General features: G+C 66.6%; 19 protein-coding genes. 9 read left to right on the top strand and 10 right to left on the bottom strand.

The window, feature by feature from the left end:
- The first annotated feature begins 16 nt into the window (after positions 1–16).
- Positions 17–418 (top strand): hypothetical protein, encoded by a 402-nt coding sequence (locus H3H37_RS04450; protein WP_182160441.1) that lies wholly within the window; start codon positions 17–19, stop codon positions 416–418.
- On the opposite strand, the gene glcF is transcribed toward H3H37_RS04450, so the two are convergent.
- The 3 genes from glcF to H3H37_RS04435 are packed head-to-tail and all read right to left on the bottom strand — an operon-like array spanning position 415 to position 4,222.
- A complete protein-coding gene (gene glcF, locus H3H37_RS04445; RefSeq protein WP_182160440.1) occupies positions 415–1,662 on the bottom strand; it encodes a glycolate oxidase subunit GlcF in 1,248 nt (415 codons plus the stop codon). The genes H3H37_RS04450 and glcF overlap by 4 nt on opposite strands.
- Before the next feature lie 9 nt (positions 1,663–1,671).
- Complete coding sequence (gene glcE, locus H3H37_RS04440; protein WP_182160439.1) at positions 1,672–2,721, bottom strand: glycolate oxidase subunit GlcE; 1,050 nt, start codon at positions 2,719–2,721, stop codon at positions 1,672–1,674.
- A 10-nt stretch (positions 2,722–2,731) separates the two neighbouring features.
- Entirely contained in the window at positions 2,732–4,222 is a 1,491-nt protein-coding gene (locus tag H3H37_RS04435) for an FAD-linked oxidase C-terminal domain-containing protein (protein ID WP_182160438.1), read from the bottom strand.
- Between the two features lie 191 nt (positions 4,223–4,413).
- Between H3H37_RS04435 and H3H37_RS04430 the strand changes: the two genes are divergently transcribed.
- Both H3H37_RS04430 and H3H37_RS04425 read left to right on the top strand, forming a co-directional pair.
- Positions 4,414–4,968: a cob(I)yrinic acid a,c-diamide adenosyltransferase gene (locus H3H37_RS04430; protein WP_182160437.1), complete on the top strand. Its 555-nt coding sequence runs from the start codon at positions 4,414–4,416 to the stop codon at positions 4,966–4,968.
- A gap of 55 nt (positions 4,969–5,023) precedes the next feature.
- Positions 5,024–6,187, top strand: a complete 1,164-nt coding sequence (locus tag H3H37_RS04425) for an alpha/beta fold hydrolase (protein WP_229218655.1) — start codon at positions 5,024–5,026, stop codon at positions 6,185–6,187.
- A 51-nt stretch (positions 6,188–6,238) separates the two neighbouring features.
- On the opposite strand, the gene H3H37_RS04420 is transcribed toward H3H37_RS04425, so the two are convergent.
- The 4 genes from H3H37_RS04420 to H3H37_RS04405 form a co-directional block, all read right to left on the bottom strand.
- Positions 6,239–7,006: a M48 family metalloprotease gene (locus tag H3H37_RS04420; RefSeq protein WP_182160436.1), complete on the bottom strand. Its 768-nt coding sequence runs from the start codon at positions 7,004–7,006 to the stop codon at positions 6,239–6,241.
- A 190-nt stretch (positions 7,007–7,196) separates the two neighbouring features.
- Positions 7,197–9,068, bottom strand: coding sequence for a 1-deoxy-D-xylulose-5-phosphate synthase (gene dxs / locus H3H37_RS04415; protein ID WP_182160435.1), 1,872 nt, complete (start codon positions 9,066–9,068; stop codon positions 7,197–7,199).
- A gap of 4 nt (positions 9,069–9,072) precedes the next feature.
- Complete coding sequence (locus tag H3H37_RS04410) at positions 9,073–9,957, bottom strand: polyprenyl synthetase family protein (RefSeq protein ID WP_182160434.1); 885 nt, start codon at positions 9,955–9,957, stop codon at positions 9,073–9,075.
- Entirely contained in the window at positions 9,954–10,217 is a 264-nt protein-coding gene (locus tag H3H37_RS04405) for an exodeoxyribonuclease VII small subunit (RefSeq protein ID WP_182160433.1), read from the bottom strand. The genes H3H37_RS04410 and H3H37_RS04405 overlap by 4 nt, the downstream gene beginning before the upstream one ends.
- A gap of 366 nt (positions 10,218–10,583) precedes the next feature.
- Here H3H37_RS04405 and H3H37_RS04400 point away from each other — a divergent pair, with 366 nt between their 5' ends.
- From H3H37_RS04400 to H3H37_RS04390, 3 genes are read left to right on the top strand one after another with little or no spacing between them, the layout of a single operon-like run.
- On the top strand, positions 10,584–11,684 hold the full coding sequence (locus H3H37_RS04400) for an aromatic ring-hydroxylating oxygenase subunit alpha (RefSeq protein WP_182160432.1): 1,101 nt from the start codon (positions 10,584–10,586) through the stop codon (positions 11,682–11,684).
- 37 nt (positions 11,685–11,721) lie between these two features.
- A complete protein-coding gene (locus H3H37_RS04395; protein ID WP_182160431.1) occupies positions 11,722–12,645 on the top strand; it encodes a DMT family transporter in 924 nt (307 codons plus the stop codon).
- A gap of 9 nt (positions 12,646–12,654) precedes the next feature.
- On the top strand, positions 12,655–13,509 hold the full coding sequence (locus tag H3H37_RS04390) for a sulfurtransferase (RefSeq protein ID WP_182160430.1): 855 nt from the start codon (positions 12,655–12,657) through the stop codon (positions 13,507–13,509).
- Between the two features lie 41 nt (positions 13,510–13,550).
- Here H3H37_RS04390 and H3H37_RS04385 read toward each other — a convergent pair whose 3' ends face one another.
- The 3 genes from H3H37_RS04385 to polA all read right to left on the bottom strand — a co-directional run bounded on the left by H3H37_RS04385 (position 13,551) and on the right by polA (position 18,200).
- Entirely contained in the window at positions 13,551–14,300 is a 750-nt protein-coding gene (locus tag H3H37_RS04385) for a ZIP family metal transporter (RefSeq protein WP_182160671.1), read from the bottom strand.
- 155 nt (positions 14,301–14,455) lie between these two features.
- Positions 14,456–15,340, bottom strand: coding sequence for a dienelactone hydrolase family protein (locus H3H37_RS04380; RefSeq protein WP_182160429.1), 885 nt, complete (start codon positions 15,338–15,340; stop codon positions 14,456–14,458).
- 85 nt (positions 15,341–15,425) lie between these two features.
- Complete coding sequence (gene polA / locus H3H37_RS04375) at positions 15,426–18,200, bottom strand: DNA polymerase I (protein ID WP_182160428.1); 2,775 nt, start codon at positions 18,198–18,200, stop codon at positions 15,426–15,428.
- Positions 18,201–18,424: 224 nt separating this feature from the next.
- On the opposite strand from polA, the gene H3H37_RS04370 reads away from it, so the two are divergent.
- From H3H37_RS04370 to H3H37_RS04360, 3 genes are all read left to right on the top strand, one after another.
- Positions 18,425–18,844: a hypothetical protein gene (locus H3H37_RS04370; protein ID WP_182160427.1), complete on the top strand. Its 420-nt coding sequence runs from the start codon at positions 18,425–18,427 to the stop codon at positions 18,842–18,844.
- A gap of 66 nt (positions 18,845–18,910) precedes the next feature.
- Positions 18,911–19,867 (top strand): homoserine kinase, encoded by a 957-nt coding sequence (locus H3H37_RS04365; protein ID WP_182160426.1) that lies wholly within the window; start codon positions 18,911–18,913, stop codon positions 19,865–19,867.
- On the top strand, positions 19,867–20,649 hold the full coding sequence (locus H3H37_RS04360; RefSeq protein ID WP_182160425.1) for a BPSS1780 family membrane protein: 783 nt from the start codon (positions 19,867–19,869) through the stop codon (positions 20,647–20,649). The genes H3H37_RS04365 and H3H37_RS04360 overlap by 1 nt, the downstream gene beginning before the upstream one ends.
- The last annotated feature ends 45 nt before the right edge of the window (positions 20,650–20,694 follow it).

The following is a 20,694-nucleotide window of genomic DNA, read 5'->3' as shown; positions in this document are numbered from 1 at the left end:
ATAAGGAGCAAGCGAGATGAAAGAAGTGTCCGTGATCCGGCTGTATCTGCTCAGAGCGCTGTACCTGCTGGTCGTGGTGGGCCTCGGCCTCCTCATCTGGCCCGGCGTGATCCACCATGACAAGCCATGGGAACTGATGCAGGGCGTGGTGGTGTGCATGCTGGCCGCGTTCTCCGCGCTGTGCGTGCTGGGCCTGCGCTATCCGTTGCAGATGCTGCCCCTGCTGCTGTGGGAACTGACGTGGAAGCTGATCTGGCTGGGCACCGTCGCCTACCCGCTGTGGAAAACGGGCAGCCTGGCCGGGGCCACGCTGGAAAATGCCATCCAGTGCCTGGTGGTGCTGATCTTCCCCTTCATCATCCCGTGGCGCTACGTGTACGACCACTACCTCGTCAAACAGGCCGAACGCTGGCGCTAAGCCGCCGGCGCCAGCGCGCGGTCGATCAGTTCTATCCAGTGCTGCACCGGGGTCTGCGTACCCGACTGCAGGTGCGCCTGGCAGCCCACGTTGGCCGACACGATGACTTCCGCCTCCGTGGCCGCCAGACTGGCCAGCTTGCGGTCACGCAGTTGCAGCGACAATTCCGGCTGCAGCAGAGAATAGGTGCCGGCCGAGCCGCAGCACAAATGGCTGTCCGCGCACAGCGTCACATCGACACCGGCCGCACGCAACAGGCCTTCCACCTTGCCCCGGATCTGCTGGCCGTGCTGCAGCGTGCACGGTGGATGGTAGACCACGCGCTGCTTGATCTTGCCGCGCAGCCGGCGCGCCAGCTCTTCCTCGAACGCCGGCATCACCTCGCTCAGGTCGCGCGTCAGCGCCGAGATGCGCTCGGCCTTGACCGCATAGGCCGCGTCGTGCGCCAGCAGGTGGCCGTATTCCTTGACGGTGGCGCCGCAGCCGGACGCCGTCATCACGATCGCTTCCACGCGCGGCGCGCCGCCCGTGCCTTCCACATACGGCCACCAGGCGTCGATGTTGCGGCGCATGTCATCCAGGCCGCCGTCCTGGTCATTCAGATGGTAGCGCAGCGCGCCGCAGCAACCGGCCTTGGGCGCGCTCAGCAACTGCACGCCCAGCAAGTCCAGCACGCGCGCCGTGGCGCTGTTGATGTTGGGCGCCATGCCCGGTTGCGTGCAGCCTTCCAGCACCAGCATCTTGCGCGCGTGCGAACGCGCCGGACGCTGGCCGGCGCTGTGCGCGTGCGGGATCTTGTCCTGCAAGGGTCTGGACAACAAGGGCCGCAACAACTGGCCCGCCTTGAGCGCCGGCGTGAATACCCAGCTGCGCGGCAGCGCTTCCTTGAGCACGGCGCGCTTGACGCGCTCGGCCAGCGGGCGCTGCACGCGCTGCTCGACCACCTTGCGGCCGATGTCCACCAGCCGCCCGTACTTGACGCCGGACGGGCAGGTCGATTCGCAGTTGCGGCAGGTCAGGCAGCGGTCCAGGTGGCTCTGGGTCTTGGCCGTGACGGGCGCCCCTTCCAGCACCTGCTTGATCAGGTAGATGCGCCCGCGCGGCCCGTCCAGCTCATCGCCCAGCAACTGGTAGGTGGGACAGGTGGCCGTGCAAAAGCCGCAGTGCACGCAGGCGCGCAGGATGGCGTCGGCTTCTTCGCCGTCGCGCGTGTTCTTGATGAAATCGGCGAGATCAGTTTGCATGGTGCTCCGTCAGTACATGCGGCCGCGGTTGAAAATACCGGCCGGATCGAAACTGGCCTTCAGGCGCTGGTGGATGGCCGCCACGGCCGGCGCCAGCGGCTGGAACACGCCCGCTTTCCGGTCGCCGCCGCGGAACAGCGTGGCGTGCCCGCCCACGGCGGCCACCGTGCGGCGGATGCTGGCCGCGTCGCCGCCGGCCACGTGCAGCCAGCGCTGCGCCCCGCCCCACTCGATCAGCTGTTCGCCCTTCAGCACCAGCGCGCTGGCCGTGGGCGGCACGGACAGCCGCCACAATTCGCCGCCATCGAAGAAGGCATGGCGCTGGTCGCGCAGGCTGGCCCAGAAGGCCGCGTCATGGTCCACCGGCTGGCCGCCCAGCTTGCGCCGCGCGGCCGCCACGGCCGCCTCGGCCCCGGACAGGCGCAGCGACAGGATGCCGTCGTGCCAGCAACTGGCCGAGATGGGCAGCGGCTGGCCGCCCCACTCGTTCAGCCGGCGCAGCGCGTCGATCTCCGACAGCTCGAAGCGCACGCTGGCCTCGCACACGGGCTGCGGCAGCACCTTGAGCGACACGTCCATGATCAGGCCCAGCGTGCCCAGCGAGCCGGCCAACAGGCGCGACACGTCGTAACCGGCCACGTTCTTCATCACCTGGCCGCCGAAGCACAGCAGCTCGCCATGCCCGTCCATCAGGGCCGCGCCCAGCACGAAGTCGCGCACGGCGCCGGCGCTGGCGCGGCGCGGGCCGGACAACGCCGCCGCCACCACGCCGCCGATGGTGGATGCGGCGCCATAGCGTGGCGGCTCGAAGGCCAGCATCTGGCGCCGTTCGGCCAGCAGCGCTTCGATCTCGGCCAGCGGCGTGCCGCAGCGGGCCGTGATCACCAGCTCCGTCGGTTCGTAGGCCAGCACGCCGCTGTAAGCGCGCGTGTCGAGCAGTTCGCCGGTGGGCATGTTGCCGTACCAGTCCTTGGTGCCGCCGCCGCGCAGGCGCAACGGCGTGCCGGCGGCCGTGGCCGCGCGGATCTGTTCTTGGTATTGGGTGAGGATGGCGTGCAAAGGAACTCCGTCAGAAACGCGGCAAGTCGGGGAATTTCAGGACGCCGCCCGTGACCCGCATCTTGCCCATGTCGGCGCAGCGGTTCAGGGTGGGGATCGCCTTGTCGGGATTGAGCAGCTTGAGCGGATCGAAGGCGCGCTTGACGGCGAAGAACGCTTCCAGCTCCTGGGCCGTGAACTGCTCGCACATGGAATTGATCTTCTCGATGCCCACCCCGTGCTCGCCCGTGATGGTGCCGCCCACTTCCACGCTCATCGCCAGGATCTCGGCGCCGAAGGCCTCGGCCCGCGCGAATTCGTCGGGCTGGTTGGCGTCGAACAGGATCAGCGGGTGCAGGTTGCCGTCGCCCGCGTGGAACACGTTGGCGCAGCGCAGGCCGTACTTGGTTTCCATGCGCGCGATCCCGGCCAGCACCTCGGCCAGCCGTTTGCGGGGGATGGTGCCGTCCATGCAGTAGTAATCGGGCGAGATGCGGCCGGCGGCCGGGAAGGCGTTCTTGCGGCCCGACCAGAAGCGCAGCCGCTCGGCTTCGTTCTGCGACACGGCGATGGCGCTGGCGCCGGCCGCCTGCAGCACGGCCGTCATGCGCGCGATGTCTTCTTCCACTTCCTCGGGCGTGCCGTCGGCCTCGCACAGCAGGATGGCGGCCGCCTCGGTGTCGTAGCCGGCCTTGCAGAACGGCTCGACCATGCGGGCCGAGGTCTGGTCCATCATCTCCAGCCCGGCCGGGATGATGCCGGCCGCAATCAGGTCGGCCACGGCGTTGCAGCCGGCGCCCACCTCGCTGAAGGAAGCCATGATCACGCGCGCCGTCGATGGCTTGGGAATCAGCTTGACCGTCACTTCCGTCACGATGCCCAGCATGCCTTCGGAACCGATGAACACCGCCAGCAGGTCCAGCCCCGGCGCATCCAGCGATTCGCCGCCCAGCTCCACCACCTCGCCCTCGATGGTGACCATGCGCACCCGCAGCACGTTATGCACGGTCAGGCCATACTTCAGGCAATGCACGCCGCCCGAATTCTCGGCCACGTTGCCGCCGATGGTGCAGGCGATCTGCGACGAGGGATCGGGGGCGTAGTACAGGTCATGGCGGGCGGCGGCGTCGGAGATGGCCAGGTTGCGCACGCCCGGCTGCACCACGGCCGTACGCGAATAGGCGTCCATGCGGATGATCTGGTTCAGGCGCGCCGTGGACAGCACCACCCCGTCCGCGATCGGCATGGCGCCGCCGGACAGGCCGGTGCCGGCGCCGCGCGGCACGATCGGCACTTGCAACTGGCGGCACACGTTGACGATGGCGATCACCTGCGCCTCGCTGTCGGGCAGCACCACCACCATCGGCAGCTGGCGGTAGGCGGCCAGGCCGTCGCATTCGTAGGGCCGGGTATCCTCCGGCTCGGCCAGCACGCAGCGCGCGGGCAGCACGGCGCGCAGGGCCTCGGCCACTTGCTGGCGGCGCGCGAACAGGTTGGCCGGATCGGGGGGAGCGGTATGCATGGCGGCGAAGGAAACGAGTCGATAGATAGCGATTGTAAGCACAAACGGCGCTGCCGTCCCGTCGGGCGATCAATTGCGGCCCATCGTTGGCCCGTCGTCGGGGCCGATTCGCCGCGTCGCCGGTGGGGGAAATGCGCTGCGGAGCGCGGAATTGGCGTATCCTCACAGCTTTTCACGGATCAGGAACCAACATGGGCAACCGACTCTCCAAGATCGCCACCCGCACCGGCGACAACGGCACCACCGGCCTGGGCGACGGCACGCGCACGGACAAGGACAGCGTGCGGGTGCACGCCATGGGCGACGTGGACGAACTCAATTCCAACATCGGACTGCTGCTGTGCGAAGCCATGCCTGACGACCTGCGCGAAGAGCTGGTGACGATCCAGCACGACCTGTTCGACCTGGGCGGTGAACTGTGCATCCCCGGCTACCAGATGATCACGGAGGCCCACGTCGCCCGCCTTGACGACCTGCTGGCCAAATACAACGCCGACCTGCCGGCGCTGACGGAGTTCATCCTGCCGGCCGGTTCACGGGCGGCCGCCGTGGCGCATGTGTGCCGCACCGTGTGCCGCCGCGCGGAACGGGCCATCGTCACGCTGGGCAAGGCCGAAACCATCCACGACCACCCGCGCCAGTACGTGAACCGGCTGTCGGACCTGATGTTCGTGCTGTCGCGCGTGCTCAACCGCTTCGCCGGCGGCAGCGACGTGCTGTGGCAGCACGAGCGCAAGCGCAGCTGACACGCCGTTCCGCCCCGCGCGCGCCGGAACCGGCCGCTCATCGCCTGGAGACCGCATGACATCACGCCTCCCTTCGCCCTCCGCCCTTGCGCGGACCTTGCTGTTATGCGGCGCCATGCTGGCCATGGCCGTGTCCACGCGGGCCCGCGCGGACACGGCCGCCGCCCCCACCTCACCCGCCGCGCCCCAGCAGTTCGCCCGCCTCGGCGACCTGCGGCTGGAAAGCGGCGCCGTGATCCATGACTGCCAGCTCGGCTACCGCACGCTGGGCACGCTCAACGCGGCGCGCGACAACGCCATCCTGGTGCCCACCTGGCACACGGGCACCAGCGGGCAGTTGCTTGAAGTACTGGGGCCGCAAGGCCTGTTCGATCCGGCGCCCTACTTCGTGATCCTGGTGGACGCGCTGGGCAACGGCGTCTCGTGCTCGCCGTCCAACAGCGCCAGCCAGCATGGCAAGGCCTTCCCCGCCTTCACCATCCGCGACATGGTGGCCAGCCAGCACCGGCTGCTGACGGAACAACTGGGCCTCCACCACCTGCGGGCCGTGGTCGGCTACTCGATGGGCGGCATGCAGACGCTCCAGTGGACGGTCAGCCATCCACGCTTCATGGACGCCGCCGTGGCCATCGCCGCCACCCCGCGCCTGTCCAGCTACGACCTGCTGTTCTGGCGCACGGCCGAACAGGCCATCGTCACCGACGCCGCCTTCGCCGGCGGCGACTACCAGCGCAACCCGCCGCTGCCACTGTTCCAGATGGTGTTCGCGCTGAACGCCACGTCGCCCGATTTCCGGCAGCATAAGACCACGCCGGCCGAATTCGACAAATTCCTGCGCGAGACGGTGGCGCCCGACCCGGAAGCGCCGGACGCCAACGACAACCTGGCGCAGATCCGCGCCCTGCTCAGCCAGGACATCGGCGCCGGGCCGGGTGGCCCGCCAGGACTGGAACAGGCGGCGACCCGGGTGCGGGCGCGCGTCCACCTGATCAACGCAAGGCAGGACCAGCTGGTCAACCCGCGCGCGGCGCAGACGCTGGCGCCGATGCTGCATGCGCGCCTGACCTTGCTCGATAGTGAATGCGGCCACTTCGCCATCCAGTGCGACATGGCGTCGATACGCGCGGCCGTCGAAATGGCGCTCAAGCCGGAAGTGGGCAGCGTCCCGGAGGCGATCAGCAAACCACGCAGCGCCGGCATCGCAGTGACGCCGAAGTGATTGCGGTGCGGTCAGCGCGTGGATCACGGCAGCGCGTTCAGCGCGCGCGGATCACGGCGACACGGCCAGCGGCGCGTCGGCGCCCAGCAGCAGGGCCATGCCCCTGGCCATGCTGAGGCGCGAAGCGGCGGCCGGATGGTCGGCGATCAGCGCAGCCGGCTCCTGGGTCGCCAGCTTGACGTAAAAACGCACCATGGCCGCCGGCGGCCAGCCGGCCCGGTAGGCCAGCACCATGCCCAACTGGTCGGCCTCGCTCTCCTGCATGGACGACAAATCAGACAGGCGGATTTGCAGCGACAGGTCGCTGTCGAGCCGCTCCATGAGCACATCGAGCGGCAACGGCGGCCGGCGCACCAGCAGGAACGCCTCGGACAAGGTCTCGCGCACATGTTCGGCCACGGCGTGGGCCACCTCGTGGGCCAGCAGCGTGGCCAGCTCGCCATCGTCCAGCGCCAGCTGGCGCACAAAGGCGCTGCCGACCAGGATTTTCCCGCCCGCCATGCAGACGGCGTCGACTTCGGGATCGCTGGTGGTATGCAGTTCCCACTGCCATTGGGCCGCATCGGGCTTGAGGGCGATGGCGGCCCGTATCAGCCCGGCGCTGACGGAACGCAGGCGGGCCAGCAGCGCGGGATCGTCATCGAGCTTGCGGTCGGCGGCCAGCTCCACTACGCGCTCGATATAGCGGTCCTCGACCTGGCTGTCGACCGCATCGGCGGAAAAGCGCAATTCCTGCCAGCGCCCCGATTCCGGCACCTGGCCCCGTGCCGTGCCGCAGCACAGCCACAGAACCGCCGTCCAAACGGAAATCCGGTGCATGCCGTCCTCCCCGCGAGCCAGTTGCGCAAAACGATTTATACCAATATAGGCCCGAGGTGAACTCGACGCAAGCACCAGAAGAAAACCGGGGTCAGGTCATGCCGTCACGCATTTTGCGTGACGGCATGACCTGACCCCGGTTTTTTGCGTTAGCTTAGAAGTGCGCTCGCTGCGGCGGGCAGCGAAACGATCAGCCGTTGTTGACCACCAGTCGCGGCACGTCGGCACCGAAACGCTGGCGGATCGAGGCGGCGATGCCATCCGCGTCCAACCCCACGCTGGCCAGCAGCTTGGCCGGGTCGCCGTGGTCGATGAACTTGTCGGGCAGGCCCAGCATCAGCAGCGGCTTGACGATGCCGGCGGCGGCCAGCGCCTCCGCCACGGCGGCGCCCGCGCCACCCATGATGCACCCCTCTTCCACCGTCACCAGGTAGTCGTGATCGGCGGCCAGTTGCTTGACCAGCTCCTCGTCCAGCGGTTTGACGAAGCGCATGTTGGCCACTGTGGCGTCCAGCGAGGCGGCCGCCTTGACGGATGGCGCCACCATGGAGCCGAACGCCAGGATGGCAATCTTCTGGCCCTGGCGCTTGATCTCGCCCTTGCCGATTTCAATGGTCGTCAGCGCCGGGTCGATCGCCGCGCCGATGCCGGCGCCGCGCGGATAGCGGATCGCGGCCGGGCCGTTGTACTGGTAGCCGGTGGTGAGCATCTGGCGGCATTCATTCTCGTCCGACGCGGCCATGACGACCATGTTGGGGATGCAGCGCAGGTAAGCCAGGTCGTAGTTGCCGGCGTGGGTGGCGCCGTCCGCGCCCACCAGGCCGGCGCGGTCCAGCGCGAACGTCACGTCCAGGTTCTGCAGCGCCACGTCGTGGATCAACTGGTCGTAGGCGCGTTGCAGGAAGGTGGAGTAGATCGCCACCACGGGCTTCAATCCTTCGCATGCCAGGCCGGCGCCGAAAGTGACGGAGTGCTGCTCGGCGATGCCGACGTCGAAATAGCGGTCCGGGAACTGCTGCTCGAAGCGCACCATGCCCGAGCCTTCACGCATGGCGGGCGTGATGCCGACCAGGCGTTTGTCGGCGGCGGCCATGTCGCACAGCCAGTTGCCGAATACTTCGGTGTAGGTGATCTTGCCCGGCGCCGTGGACGGCTTGATGCCTTCTGCCGGATTGAACTTGCCGGTGCCGTGGTACAGGATCGGTTCGGCCTCGGCCAGCTTGTAGCCCTGGCCCTTCTTGGTCACCACGTGCAGGAACTGCGGACCCTTGAGGTGCTTGATGTTCTGCAGCGTGGGGATCAGCGATTCGAGGTCGTGGCCGTCAATGGGGCCGATGTAGTTGAAGCCGAATTCCTCGAACATGGTGGCCGGCACCACCATGCCCTTGGCGTGTTCTTCGAGCCGCTTGGCCAGCTCCAGCACGGGGGCCGGCAGCACGGATTTGCCCACGTTCTTGGCGGCCGCGTAGAACTGGCCCGACATCAGGCGCGCCAGGTAGCGGTTCAGCGCGCCCACCGGCGGCGAGATCGACATGTCGTTGTCGTTCAGGATCACCAGCAGGTTCAGGTCTTCCTGCACGCCGGCGTTGTTGAGCGCTTCGAAGGCCATGCCGGCCGTCATGGAGCCGTCGCCGATGACGGCGATGGCGTGGCGCTGCTCACCCTTGATCTTGGCCGCCTGCGCCATGCCCAGCGCGGCCGAGATCGAGGTCGACGAGTGGGCCGTGCCGAAGGTGTCGTATTCGCTCTCGTCGCGCTTGGGGAAGCCGGAGATGCCGTCCAGCTGGCGCAGCGTGTGCATGCGGTCGCGCCGGCCCGTCAGGATCTTGTGCGAGTAGGTCTGGTGGCCCACGTCCCACACGATGCGGTCGTGCGGCGTGTTGAACACGTAGTGCAGCGCCACCGTCAGTTCCACCGTGCCCAGGTTGGACGACAGGTGGCCGCCCGTCTTGGAGACGGAATCGAGCAGGTAGTGGCGCAGTTCATGGGCCAGCGGCGTGAGCTGATGGCGCGCCAGCTTGCGCACATCGGCCGGGGAATCTATGGTTTCGAGCAAGTTCATTTTCTTATGCCTTCCGCTGCACGATCAGGTCCGCGAGTTCGCGTAAGCGCAGCGCTTTGTCACCGAACGGCGCGAGCGCTGCGTGCGCGTCGAGCCGCAATTGTTGGGCCAGCGCGCGCGACGGTTCCAGGCCGAGGATGGAGACATAGGTCGGCTTGTTGTCGGCCGCGTCCTTGCCGGCCGTCTTGCCCAGCGTGGCCGAATCGGCCGTCGCGTCGAGCACGTCGTCCACCACCTGGAATGCCAGGCCGATGGCGCGCGCGTAGGTGTTCAGGGCCGCCGTCTCGGCCGCGTCCAGCGTCTTGCCGGCCAGCGCGCCCAGCACGACGGAGGCGCGCAGCAGCGCGCCCGTTTTCAGCTGGTGCATCTGCTCCAGCTGTTCCAGCGTCAGGCTCAGGCCCACGCTGTCAAGGTCGATGGCCTGGCCGCCGCACATGCCAGCCGAGCCGGAGGCGTGCGCCAGCAGCCGCAGCATGGGCACCAGGCGCTCGCACGGCGCCGCTTCCGACAGCACCAGGAAGGCCTGCGATTGCAGCGCGTCGCCGACCAGCAGCGCCGTCGCTTCGTCGTAGGCCACGTGCACAGTCGGTTTGCCGCGGCGCAGTTCGTCGTCGTCCATGCACGGCATGTCGTCATGCACGAGCGAATAGGCGTGGATCATTTCCACGGCCGCCGCCGCGCGGCTCAGCAGCGCCTCGTCGGCGCCGAACAGGGCCCCGGCCGCGTACACCAGCAGCGGGCGCACGCGCTTGCCGCCGCCCAGCAACGCGTAGCGCATCGCCTGGTGCAGCTTGGTGGGCACCACATCGGGGCCCGGCAGGTAGGCGGCCAGGTCGCGCTCGGAGGCGGCCTGCACGGTTTTCATCCAATCGTCGAACGCGGGCGTCATGCCAGTTCCTCCTGGTTATCGGCGAACGGCTTGAGCATGTCCCCTTCCAGCACCTTGACCTGGGATTCCACCTTGTCGAGCTGCTGGGCGCAGTATTTCACCAGCTCCGAACCGCGCTGGTAGGCCGCCACCGACGCTTCCAGCGGCAGCTGGCCGGCCTCCATTTGGGCCACCAGTTGGGCCAGTTCAGCCATCGCTTCCTCGAAGGTAGCGGGCGGCGCGGCCGTTTGCGCGGCGTCCGCGCTAGATTTCTTAGACATAGAATTCGGATCTTTACAGGCAAAACGCGCCTGAGTTGTGCAAAAAGCAGCGCTGCGGGCGCAGTGTAGCCCGTTATTTTAGAACAAACCAACTTATCCGGTCGAACATAATAGGCGCACAGTCTGGCCCACCACGGGGCGCCAGCACGGACATCGACCGGGAAATCTGGATTTTATCGCAATCCTCCGGCGGACTGCGTTGCCGGATCAAGCGCACCCCAGTTGGCGGCAGTTCCGGGCGCAAAGGGGGTGGAAACGCGGTATAATCGCCGGTTCTGTCCGAAATACCATTTTCAACAACTTGAATTCAGGTCTTTACGGATTCTGTCTCTCTTTGGTTTGAAGCACATATTAAGGGGGGTTTGGATGTCCGATCTGGGTAGCCACGCCAAGCTCGCGCCGACTGAAGCGCAACTTCCGGTTAACGTCTATTTTGACGACGCGCTGTTGCAGCGCGAAATACAACAATTATTCCAGACGGGGCCGCGCTACGTGGGCCACGAGCTGATGGTGCCGAACGCCGGCGATTTCGCGACCCTCGTTTCCGAAAACGAAGGGCGCATGCTGGTGCGCAACGCCAGCGGCGTGGAACTGGTGTCCAACGTCTGCCGCCACCGCCAGGCGCTGATGTTCAACGGCCGTGGCAATGCGGACAACATTGTCTGCCCGCTGCACCGCTGGACCTACGATCTCAAGGGCGAGCTGATCGGCGCGCCCCACTTCGAGACCACGCCCTGCCTGAACCTGCCCAAGACCCAGCTGCAAAACTGGAACGGCCTGCTGTTCGAGCAGAACGGCTACAACGTCATGGAGCAGCTCAAGGCGCTGTCGGTGACCAAGGACCTCGACTTCTCGGGCTATATGTTCGACCACGTGGAAGTCCAGACCTGCAATTACAACTGGAAGACCTTCATCGAAGTCTACCTGGAGGATTACCACGTCGAGCCGTTCCACCCGGGCCTGGGCAGCTTCGTGCGCTGCGACGACCTGCGCTGGGAATTCGGCCGCGACTACAGCGTGCAGACGGTGGGCGTAAACCGCGGCCTGACCAAGGCTGGCTCCGACGTCTACAAGCGCTGGCAGGAGCAGGTGCTCAAGTTCCGTGGCGGGGAAGCGCCGCCGTATGGCGCCATCTGGCTCACGCTGTACCCCAACATCATGGTCGAATGGTATCCGCACGTGCTGATCGTCTCGACCCTGTGGCCGGAAGGCCCGCAGCGCACCAAGAACGTGGTGGAGTTCTACTACCCCGAGGAGATCGTGCTGTTCGAGCGCGAGTTCATCGAGGCCGAACGGGCCGCCTACATGGAAACCGTGGTCGAGGATGACGAGATCGCGCTGCGCATGGACGCCGGCCGCAAGGCCCTGATGGAGCGCGGCACGACGGACGCCGGCCCCTACCAGTCACCAATGGAAGACGGCATGCAGCACTTCCATGAGTGGTATCGCGGCAAGATCACGCTGTAACCATTAAGGCCGCATAGGCGGCGGAACCGGGAAGTCGATGCAGTCGCTGTGGATGTTGTTTGCCAGTTTTATGTTCGCCGCCATGGGGATGTGCGTGAAGCTGGCCTCCGACCAGTTCGGCACCTCGGAAATCGTGTTCTACCGGGGCGTGGTGGGCGTCACCACGCTGTACTGCATGATCCGCATGCAGCGCGGCGACCTGCGCACCACCATGCCCGGCGCCCACCTGTGGCGCGGCGTGGTGGGCGTGCTGTCGCTGTGGCTGTGGTTCTGGACCATCGCCCGCCTGCCGCTGGCCACGGCCATGACCCTCAATTACATGGCGCCGATCTGGATCGCCGTGTTCCTGTTCGCCGCCGGCTGGTGGCACGCAAAACACCGTGTGGCGTGGCCGCTGCTCGCGGCCGTCGGCATGAGCTTTGTCGGTGTCACCCTGCTGCTGCAGCCAGCCTTCCATGCCAACCAGCTAGGACCGGCGCTGGTGGCGCTGGGCTCCAGTGGCCTGTCGGCCATGGCCTACATGCAGGTGCGCAAGCTGGGCCTGGCCGGCGAACCCGAGTACCGGGTGGTGTTCTATTTCTCCGTCATGAACCTGGTGGCCGGCGCGGCCGGCACCATGCTCTCAGGCTCCGCTGGCCAGTCCGGCTGGCATCCCATCAACACCGTGCACGGCGCCTTGTTGCTGCTGGGCGTGGGCGTGTGCGCCACCAGTGCCCAGATGGCCATGACGCGCGCCTACCGGCTTGGCAGCACGCTGGTGGTGGCCAACCTGCAGTACACGGGCATCGTGTTCTCCAGCGTGTGGGGTGTGCTGGTGTTCGACGACCGCTTCGGCTGGCACAGCTGGGCCGGCATCGCCGTGATCCTCGCGTCGGGCAGCGCCGCAACGTTTTACAATACCCGCAGTACCGAACGCGGTAAGGCCATCGCCAACACCGATCCGATCGCAAGCGAAGTTTAAGGAGCAGCCATGCACACGACGTTGATAGACGCGGCCACCCTGGCCGGGCACCTGACCGATCCCGACTGGATCGTGATCGACTGCCGCCACGATTTGATCGACCTGGAAGCGGGCCGCGTAGCCTTTGCGGCCGGCCATATCCAGAACGCGCAGTTCGCCAGCATGGAGGACGACCTGGCCGGCCCCAAGGTGGGCCCGGACGGCAAATTCCACGGCCGCCATCCCCTGCCCGACCGCGCGGCCCTGATCGAAAAACTGCGCCAGTGGGGCGTGAACGACCAGTCGCAGGTGGTGGCGTACGACGCGCACGGCGGCATGTACGCGGCGCGCCTGTGGTGGATGCTGCGCTGGGTCGGCCACCCGGCCGTGGCCGTCCTCGACGGCGGCCTGGCCGCATGGCAGGCCCAGGGCTTGCCGCTGGTGACGCCGGTGGCCACGCGCCCCCGTGGCAACATCATGGAAAAGCCCTCGCTGACCCGCACCGTGACGGCGGGCGAACTGGTGGCCAACCTGGCCGACGGCGCCCTCAAGGTGATCGACGCGCGCGCGCCGGACCGCTTCCGCGGCGAAAACGAAGTGGTGGACCCGGTGGGCGGCCACATCCCCGGCGCCCGCAACCGCTTCTTCAAGGACAACCTGCTCAGCGACGGGCGCTTCAAGCACCCCACCCAGCTCACCAAGGAGTTCGGCCCGCTGTTCGACACGGTATCGGATGTTGTCATGCAGTGCGGCTCGGGCGTGACGGCCTGCCACAACCTGCTGGCCCTGGAAGTGGCTGGCCTGAGCGGCGCGGCCCTGTACCCGGGTTCGTGGAGCGAATGGTGCGCCGACCCGGCACGGCCGGTGGCCACGGGCGAAGCTTAAGATAATCTCAGCAAAGCACACCACGCCGACCAAGCCGGCCGTCAGTGCCCGCGCGTGAGGAACAGCACGATCGCCACGCCGACGGCGATCAGGATCACTTGCGGCACCGTCTCGCGCAGCGTGGCGCGACGCTGCATTTGCGGCATCAGGTCGCTCACGGCGATGTAGATGAAACCGGACGAAGCGAACACCAGCACATACGGAATCATGCCGCTGGCGCGGTCCAGCATGTAGTAGCCGAGCACCCCGCCGGCGATCGCCATCAGGCTGCACAGCAGGTTGTAGACGTAGGCGCGCGTGCGCGTGAAGCCGGCGTTGAGCAGCACGATGAAGTCGCCGATCTCCTGCGGGATCTCGTGCGCGATGATGGCCAGGCCCGTCACCAGTCCCAGCTCGGGATTGGCCAGGAAGGCGGCCGCGATCAGGATGCCGTCCGTGAAGTTGTGCATGCCGTCGCCCACCAGGATCATCCAGCCCGCCTTGCCCGCCTCGCGCTTGTCGTGGCCATGGTGGTGGTGGTGGCCGTCGCCCTCGTGGTGGTGCGAGTGGCGCAGGATGGCCAGCTTTTCCAGCATGAAGAAGGCCAGCAGCCCGCCCAGCAAGGTGGCGAACAGGCTGCGCGCGTCGGCCTGCGATTCGAACGCTTCGGGCAGCGCGTGCAGCAGGGAGGTGGACAACATGATGCCGACCGACAGGCTGACCATGCGCTCGACCACCTTGGACAGCAGCGCGAACGAGAAGATGGCGGCGGCCGTGATGCTGACGACGCCGGCCACGGTGGTGGCCAGCAGGATGGAAATGAGTGTCGAGTCGATTTTGAACCTCTTATGGCAGGGGCCAGGCGCGGCGGCAGGGCTGCAAGCGGCGCGGGCCGGACGGTATTTTACCGCCCGGCCCGCTTATTTGCCCAATCGGCGCCAGATGAGGCTCATCGGACGCCCATCGCTTACATCACGCCATGCTCACGGAACCAGGCGATGGCGCGCGCAAACGCGTCCTTGGCGTCCGCTTCCACGTAGCTGGGGCGGTAGTCGGCATGGAAGGCGTGACCCGAATTCGGGTACACGACGAACTGCGACTTGTTGCCAGCCCGGTTCAGCGCTTCTTTCATGCGGGCGATGGAATCCTGGCTGATGCCCGGGTCCTTCAAGCCGTACAGGCCCAGCACCGGCACCTTCAGTTGCGGCGCGATGTCGATAGGATAAGTCGGCGTCATGGCGTTGGCCTCGCCCACCAGGCGGCCATACCAGGCCACGGCCGCCTTCAGTTGCGGGTTGTGGGCCGCGTACATCCACGCGATGCGGCCGCCCCAGCAAAAGCCCGTGATGCCCATCTTGTCCGGATTGCCGCCGTTGGCCTTGGCCCACGCGAACGTGGCGTCGATATCGCCCATCACCTGGGCGTCCGGCGTCTTGGCGATGATGTCGCGCTGCAGGTCGGCGATGCTGGCCGCCTTGCTGGGGTCGCCCTGGCGCACGAACAGCTCCGGCGCCAGCGCCAGATAGCCAAGTTTGGCGAAGCGGCGCGCCACGTCCGCGATGTGCTCGTGCACGCCGAAGATCTCGGACACGACCACGATCACGGGCAGGTTGGTCTTGCCTTCGGGCTGGGCGCGGTAGACGGGCACGGTCTGCCCGTTCACGTTCAGGTGCAGCGTGCCGGCCGTCAGGCCCACGGTATCGGTCTTGATGACGTTTTGCGCCACCACCGGCAGCGCGGCCACGGCGAAGCCCGTGCCCAGCGCCACCTTCAGAAAATCGCGACGGTCCACACCGCCCGACAACGACGTTTTCGACAGCAGACTTGCAGCATCTTGTACCAGATCTTTCATGTGTCTCCTCTTATAGTTTAACGTCTCCAACCGGGCCCCTTGTGAGGGCCCGCCTTTCCAAACACCGTTACCGGGCGGGCGCGTCTCAGTGCGCCTCGTCCCAATTCCTGCCCACGCCCACTTCGGCCGTCAGCGGCACCTTCAGCTCGGCCACGCCGGCCATCAGGCGCGGCAACTGCTCGCGCACCAGGGAAAGTTCCGCCTCCGGCACTTCCAGCACCAGTTCATCGTGCACCTGCATGATCATCTTCGTTTGCAGGCCGTCGCGCTCCAGCCAGCCCTGCACGGCAATCATGGCCAGCTTGATCAGATCGGCCGCCGTGCCCTGCATGGGTGCGTTGATGGCCGCCCGTTCCGCGCCCTGGCGGCGCGGGCCGTTGGGCGAATTGATCTCGGGCAGCCACAGGCGGCGGCCGAACACCGTCTCCACGTAGCCGCGCGCCTTGGCCTGCGCGCGCGTGTCTTCCATGTACTGCTTGACGCCGGCGAAGCGGGCGAAATAGCGGTCGATATAGCTTTGCGCCGCGCCGCGCTCGATGCCCAGGTTGGACGCCAGCCCGAACGCGCTCATGCCGTAGATCAGGCCGAAGTTGATCACCTTGGCGTAGCGCCGCTGTTCGCTCGACACCTCGTCGGCCGGCACGCCGAAGATTTCGCCGGCCGTGGCGCGGTGGATGTCCACCCCGTCGGCGAAGGCGCGCAGCATATTCTCGTCGCCCGAGATGTGAGCCATGATGCGCAACTCGATCTGCGAATAGTCGGCCGACACGATATGGCTGCCGGCCGGCGCCACGAACGCTTCGCGGATGCGGCGGCCTTCCTTGGTGCGGATCGGGATGTTCTGCAGGTTGGGATCGTTGGACGCCAGCCGGCCCGTCACGGCCACGGCCTGCGCGTAGTTGGTGTGCACCCGGCCCGTGCGCGGGTTGATCATCTTGGGCAGCTTGTCCGTGTAGGTGGACTTGAGCTTGGACAGGCTGCGGTACTCCAGCAGCACTTTCGGCAGCGGATAATCCTCGGCCAGCTTTTGCAGCACTTCCTCGTCGGTGGACGGCGCGCCGCTCGGGGTCTTCTTCACCACCGGCAGCTTGAGCTTCTCGAAGAAGATCTCGCCGATCTGCTTGGGCGAACCGAGGTTGAACGGCTGCTCGGCCAGTTCGTGCGCCTTCTGCTCCAGTTCCGCCACGCGCGCGCCCAGTTCAGCCGACTGGGTGGCCAGCAGGCCGGCATCGATCATCACGCCATTGCGCTCGATCTTCTGCAGCACCACGGCCGTCGGCAATTCGATGGCGCGGTAGATGTGGTTCAGCTTTTCGTCGCCTTCCACCTTGGCGATCATGTGCTGGTGCAGGCGCAGCGTGATGTCGGCATCCTCGGCGGCGTAGGCCGTGGCGCGGCCCAGCTCCACCTGGTCGAACGTGATCTGGCTGGCGCCCTTGCCGCACACGTCGACGAAGGGAATCGTGGTCACGTTCAGGTGGCGCAGCGCCAGGCTGTCCATGTCGTGCGGACGGTGCGACTCGAACACATACGATTCGAGCAGCGTGTCGTGCACGATGCCGCGCAACTGCACGCCATGGTTGGCGAAGATGTGGCTGTCGTACTTGAGGTTCTGGCCCACCTTGGCCTTGTTCTCGTCTTCCAGCCAGGGCTTCAGGCGCGCCAGCACGTGCTCGCGCGACAGCTGCTCCGGCACGCCGGCATAGGCGTGGGCGACGGGGATGTAGCAGGCCACGCCCGGCTCCACGGACAGGGAAATGCCGACCAGCTGGGCCGTCATCGGCTCCAGCGACGTGGTTTCCGTGTCCACGGCCGTGAGGGCGGCCGCGTCGATCACGGCCAGCCAGTGGTCGAGCTGGGCGTCCGTCAGCACGGTGTCGTAGCGCAGCTCGGCGGGCGCTTCCGCAAACAGGTCCTCGGTGACGCCACCGGCCACCACCACGGCGGCGCCACCGCCAGCAACAGCAACCGCGGCGGCGGCCGGCGCGGCCTTGCCGCTGGCCGCGCTCAATTCGCGCTGCAAGGTCTTGAAGCCGTATTTGGTGAAGAAGGCCAGCAGCGATTCCACGTCCTCGGGCCGCGCCGCCAGCGATTCTGTGATGGTGCTCATGTGGCCGGACAGGTCGCAATCGGTCTTCACGGTGATCAACTGGCGCCCGCGCGGCAGCCACTCCAGCGCCTTGCGCAGATTCTCGCCCACGGCGCCGCCCACGCTGGCCGCGTTGGCCATCACGCCATCAAGGCTGTCGTACTGGGTCAGCCATTTGAGGGCCGTCTTGGGGCCGCACTTGTGCACGCCGGGCACGTTGTCGACCGTGTCGCCGATCAGGGTCAGGTAATCGATGATGCGGTTGGGCGGCACGCCGAACTTGGCCAGCACGCCGGCCTGGTCCAGCTTCTCGTTGCTCATGGTGTTGATCAGCGTGACGCGCTCGTTGACCAGCTGGGCCAGGTCCTTGTCGCCGGTCGACACCACCACATCCATCCCGGCCTGGGCCGCCTGCACGGCCAGCGTGCCGATTACGTCGTCGGCCTCGACGCCTTCCACCATCAGGATGGGCCAGCCCATGGCCTTGACGGCTTCATGGATCGGTTCGATCTGCAACCGCAGGTCGTCGGGCATCGAGGCGCGCGTGGCCTTGTATTCGGGGTACATCTCGTCGCGGAAGGTCTTGCCCTTGGCGTCGAACACGCAGGCGATGTAGGCGGCCGGATAGTCGGCCCGCAGGCGGCGCAGCATGTTGACCATGCCGTGCATGGCGCCGGTCGGGTGGCCGTCCGGGCTGCGCAAATCGGGGAGCGCGTGGAAGGCGCGGTAAAGGTAACTGGAACCGTCAACTAACAGCAGGGTTTTATGCATAATGCCGGGAAAAAATGGGGGACGCGCGCGTGGGCGAAACAACCATTATCGCAGACTTTACGGGCCCCATCGCCGTCATTGCATTATTTGCAGAAAGACAATGAAACAACAGCCGCGTGCCGCTATCGCGCCCGGAAATGACGCTTTAGAAACAGCGAAGCGTGTCTGTTTGTTACAATGGGTTCTGACACTGACTTCATCCCGTTTTCACAGGCGAACCCACCATGATGCGCACCTCCACTCTCTGGCAAGTCCTCCTCCTGGCGCTGTGCGCGCAGGTGGGCGTGGCCAGTGCCCAGACGCCCGCTGCCAGCACCCCGCCCAAGCTCGAAAAACTCGAGGAAGTGGCGGACGACCCGATCACGGTCAACGCCAAGCCGGCAGCCGCTGAGAAAAAAATCACCGAGAAGCGCGAAGGCGGCCGCGTGACCGAAGCCAAGGTCAAGAGCGGCAAGAGCACCTACACGGTCAAGCCCAACATCCCGGTCGGCAGCGCGCTGCCGGGCGACGCCATGGGCAGCGCCAACCGCGGCCCCAACTGGACCGTGATGGAATTCGACATCGGCAAGAAAAAGAAGAAGACCCCGGAGGAAGAAGCGGCCGACACCAGCGTGCCGCCACCACCGCCACCGGCCAAGCAATAAGGCCGGTTTATCCGCCGCGTCCCGTCCCACACGGGGCGCGCCCACCGAACCTCACCCCTGACACTCATGGCAGTTTTTACCCCGGTCACGCTGGACGATATCGGCCAGTGGATCCAGCAATTCCCCCTCGGCAAGGCACTGACCATCAAAGGCATCGCCTCCGGCATTGAGAACAGCAATTTCTTCCTGACCACCGAGCGCGGCGAATACGTGCTTACCATCTTCGAGAACCTGTCGTTCGAGCAGTTGCCGTTCTACCTGCGGCTGATGGACCACCTGGCCGCGCGCGGCGTGCTGGTGCCCGCGCCCGTGGCCACCAACACCGGTGAACTGCTGGCGTCCCTGCACGGCAAGCCGGCCGCCATCGTCAGCAAGCTCGAAGGCCGCTCGCAGATGGACCCGCAGCCCGTGCACTGCGCGGCCGTGGGCGCCATGCTGGCGCGCATGCACCTGGCCGGACAGGATTACCCGCTGCAGCAACCGAACCTGCGCGGCCTGGCATGGTGGAACGAGACCACGCCGCAAGTGCTGCCCTATCTGTCCGATGAAAGCGCCCACCTGCTGCGCGCCGAGATGCACTTCCAGCAAGCGTTCGCCGGCTGCGAAACCTACCGCCAGCTGCAGCAAGGCCCGGTGCACGCCGACCTGTTCCGCAACAACGTGATGTTCGACGGCGAGCGCCTGACCGGCTTCTTCGACTTCTATTTCGCCGGCTGCGACACCTGGCTGTTCGACGTGGCCGTCACCGTCAACGACTGGTGCATCAACCTGGACACGGGGGTGCTGGATACGCCCCGCGTGCGCGCTATGCTGGACGCCTACCACGCCGTGCGCCCGTTCACGGCGGCCGAGCAGGAAGCCTGGCAGCCGATGCTGCGCGCCGCCGCGCTGCGCTTCTGGCTGTCGCGCCTGTATGACTTCTACCAGCCGCGCGAAGCGGAAATGCTGACCCCGCACGACCCCACGCACTTCGAGCGCATCCTGCGCGAACGCATCGCCACACCGGCGCCGGGCCTGTACTGATGAACAAACTGCCCGCAAGTACCGGCTGGCTGTGGGTGAAACAGGGACTGGCCCTGTTCCGCCGACAGCCGGCCGCGCTCTCGACGCTGCTGCTGGGCTCCATGTTCATCTCGCTGCTGGCCAGCGTGGTGCCGCTGCTGGGACAATTCATGCCCGTGATCCTGGTGCCCGTATTCTCGGTCGCCTTCATGCAAGCCTGCCTCGACATCGAGCAGGGCAAGCGCATCGTGCCGGCCCGGCTGCTGACGGGCTTTCACAAGCCCGCCGTGGGCACGCTGCTGAAATTGGGCGTGCTGTATTTGTGCGCGGCCGCGCTGGCCCTGGGCGCCTCGGCGCTGGCCGACGGCGGCGTGCTGTTCCAGCTGATCACGGGACAAATCGAAGCCAATGCCGACACGGCCCAGCAACTGAAGGAAGCCAACCTCGGTGGCGCCATGCTGCTCGCGTGCGCCGTCTACATCCCGGCTGCGATGGCGTTCTGCTTCGCCGCGCCGCTGATCTACTGGCAGAAAATGGCACTCGGCAAAGCCATCTTCTTCAGCTTCTTCGCCGTGCTGCGCGCGCTCAAGGCCTTCATCGTGTTCGCGCTGGGCTGGTTCGCCATCACCGCCACGGTGAGCGAAGTGGTGATCATGCTGATGGGCCGCAGCCAGGCGGCGCTGCTGGTGCTGCTGCCGCTGTCCGTGATCCTGACGGTGCTGCTGCACTGCTCGTTCTACGCCAGCTACCGCCAGATCTTCGGCCTGCCGGCCACCACGCCGGAACCGGCCCCGCAGGAATAAAAAACCGGGGTCAGGTCATGCCATTACACAACATGCGTGATCGCA

The organism is Rugamonas brunnea (genome assembly GCF_014042345.1).
Lineage (GTDB): Bacteria > Pseudomonadota > Gammaproteobacteria > Burkholderiales > Burkholderiaceae_D > Rugamonas > Rugamonas brunnea.
This window is presented reverse-complemented; position numbering and strand designations above follow the sequence as displayed.

Bases quoted from the DNA above. Each gene is read 5' to 3' on its own strand.
- H3H37_RS04450 (WP_182160441.1), top strand. From the start codon at position 17: ATGAAAGAAGTGTCCGTGATCCGGCTGTATCTGCTCAGAGCGCTGTAC.
- glcF (WP_182160440.1), bottom strand. From the start codon at position 1,662: ATGCAAACTGATCTCGCCGATTTCATCAAGAACACGCGCGACGGCGAA.
- H3H37_RS04435 (WP_182160438.1), bottom strand. From the start codon at position 4,222: ATGCATACCGCTCCCCCCGATCCGGCCAACCTGTTCGCGCGCCGCCAG.
- H3H37_RS04430 (WP_182160437.1), top strand. From the start codon at position 4,414: ATGGGCAACCGACTCTCCAAGATCGCCACCCGCACCGGCGACAACGGC.
- H3H37_RS04425 (WP_229218655.1), top strand. From the start codon at position 5,024: ATGACATCACGCCTCCCTTCGCCCTCCGCCCTTGCGCGGACCTTGCTG.
- H3H37_RS04420 (WP_182160436.1), bottom strand. From the start codon at position 7,006: ATGCACCGGATTTCCGTTTGGACGGCGGTTCTGTGGCTGTGCTGCGGC.
- dxs (WP_182160435.1), bottom strand. From the start codon at position 9,068: ATGAACTTGCTCGAAACCATAGATTCCCCGGCCGATGTGCGCAAGCTG.
- H3H37_RS04410 (WP_182160434.1), bottom strand. From the start codon at position 9,957: ATGACGCCCGCGTTCGACGATTGGATGAAAACCGTGCAGGCCGCCTCC.
- H3H37_RS04405 (WP_182160433.1), bottom strand. From the start codon at position 10,217: ATGTCTAAGAAATCTAGCGCGGACGCCGCGCAAACGGCCGCGCCGCCC.
- H3H37_RS04400 (WP_182160432.1), top strand. From the start codon at position 10,584: ATGTCCGATCTGGGTAGCCACGCCAAGCTCGCGCCGACTGAAGCGCAA.
- H3H37_RS04395 (WP_182160431.1), top strand. From the start codon at position 11,722: ATGCAGTCGCTGTGGATGTTGTTTGCCAGTTTTATGTTCGCCGCCATG.
- H3H37_RS04390 (WP_182160430.1), top strand. From the start codon at position 12,655: ATGCACACGACGTTGATAGACGCGGCCACCCTGGCCGGGCACCTGACC.
- H3H37_RS04380 (WP_182160429.1), bottom strand. From the start codon at position 15,340: ATGAAAGATCTGGTACAAGATGCTGCAAGTCTGCTGTCGAAAACGTCG.
- polA (WP_182160428.1), bottom strand. From the start codon at position 18,200: ATGCATAAAACCCTGCTGTTAGTTGACGGTTCCAGTTACCTTTACCGC.
- H3H37_RS04370 (WP_182160427.1), top strand. From the start codon at position 18,425: ATGATGCGCACCTCCACTCTCTGGCAAGTCCTCCTCCTGGCGCTGTGC.
- H3H37_RS04365 (WP_182160426.1), top strand. From the start codon at position 18,911: ATGGCAGTTTTTACCCCGGTCACGCTGGACGATATCGGCCAGTGGATC.
- H3H37_RS04360 (WP_182160425.1), top strand. From the start codon at position 19,867: ATGAACAAACTGCCCGCAAGTACCGGCTGGCTGTGGGTGAAACAGGGA.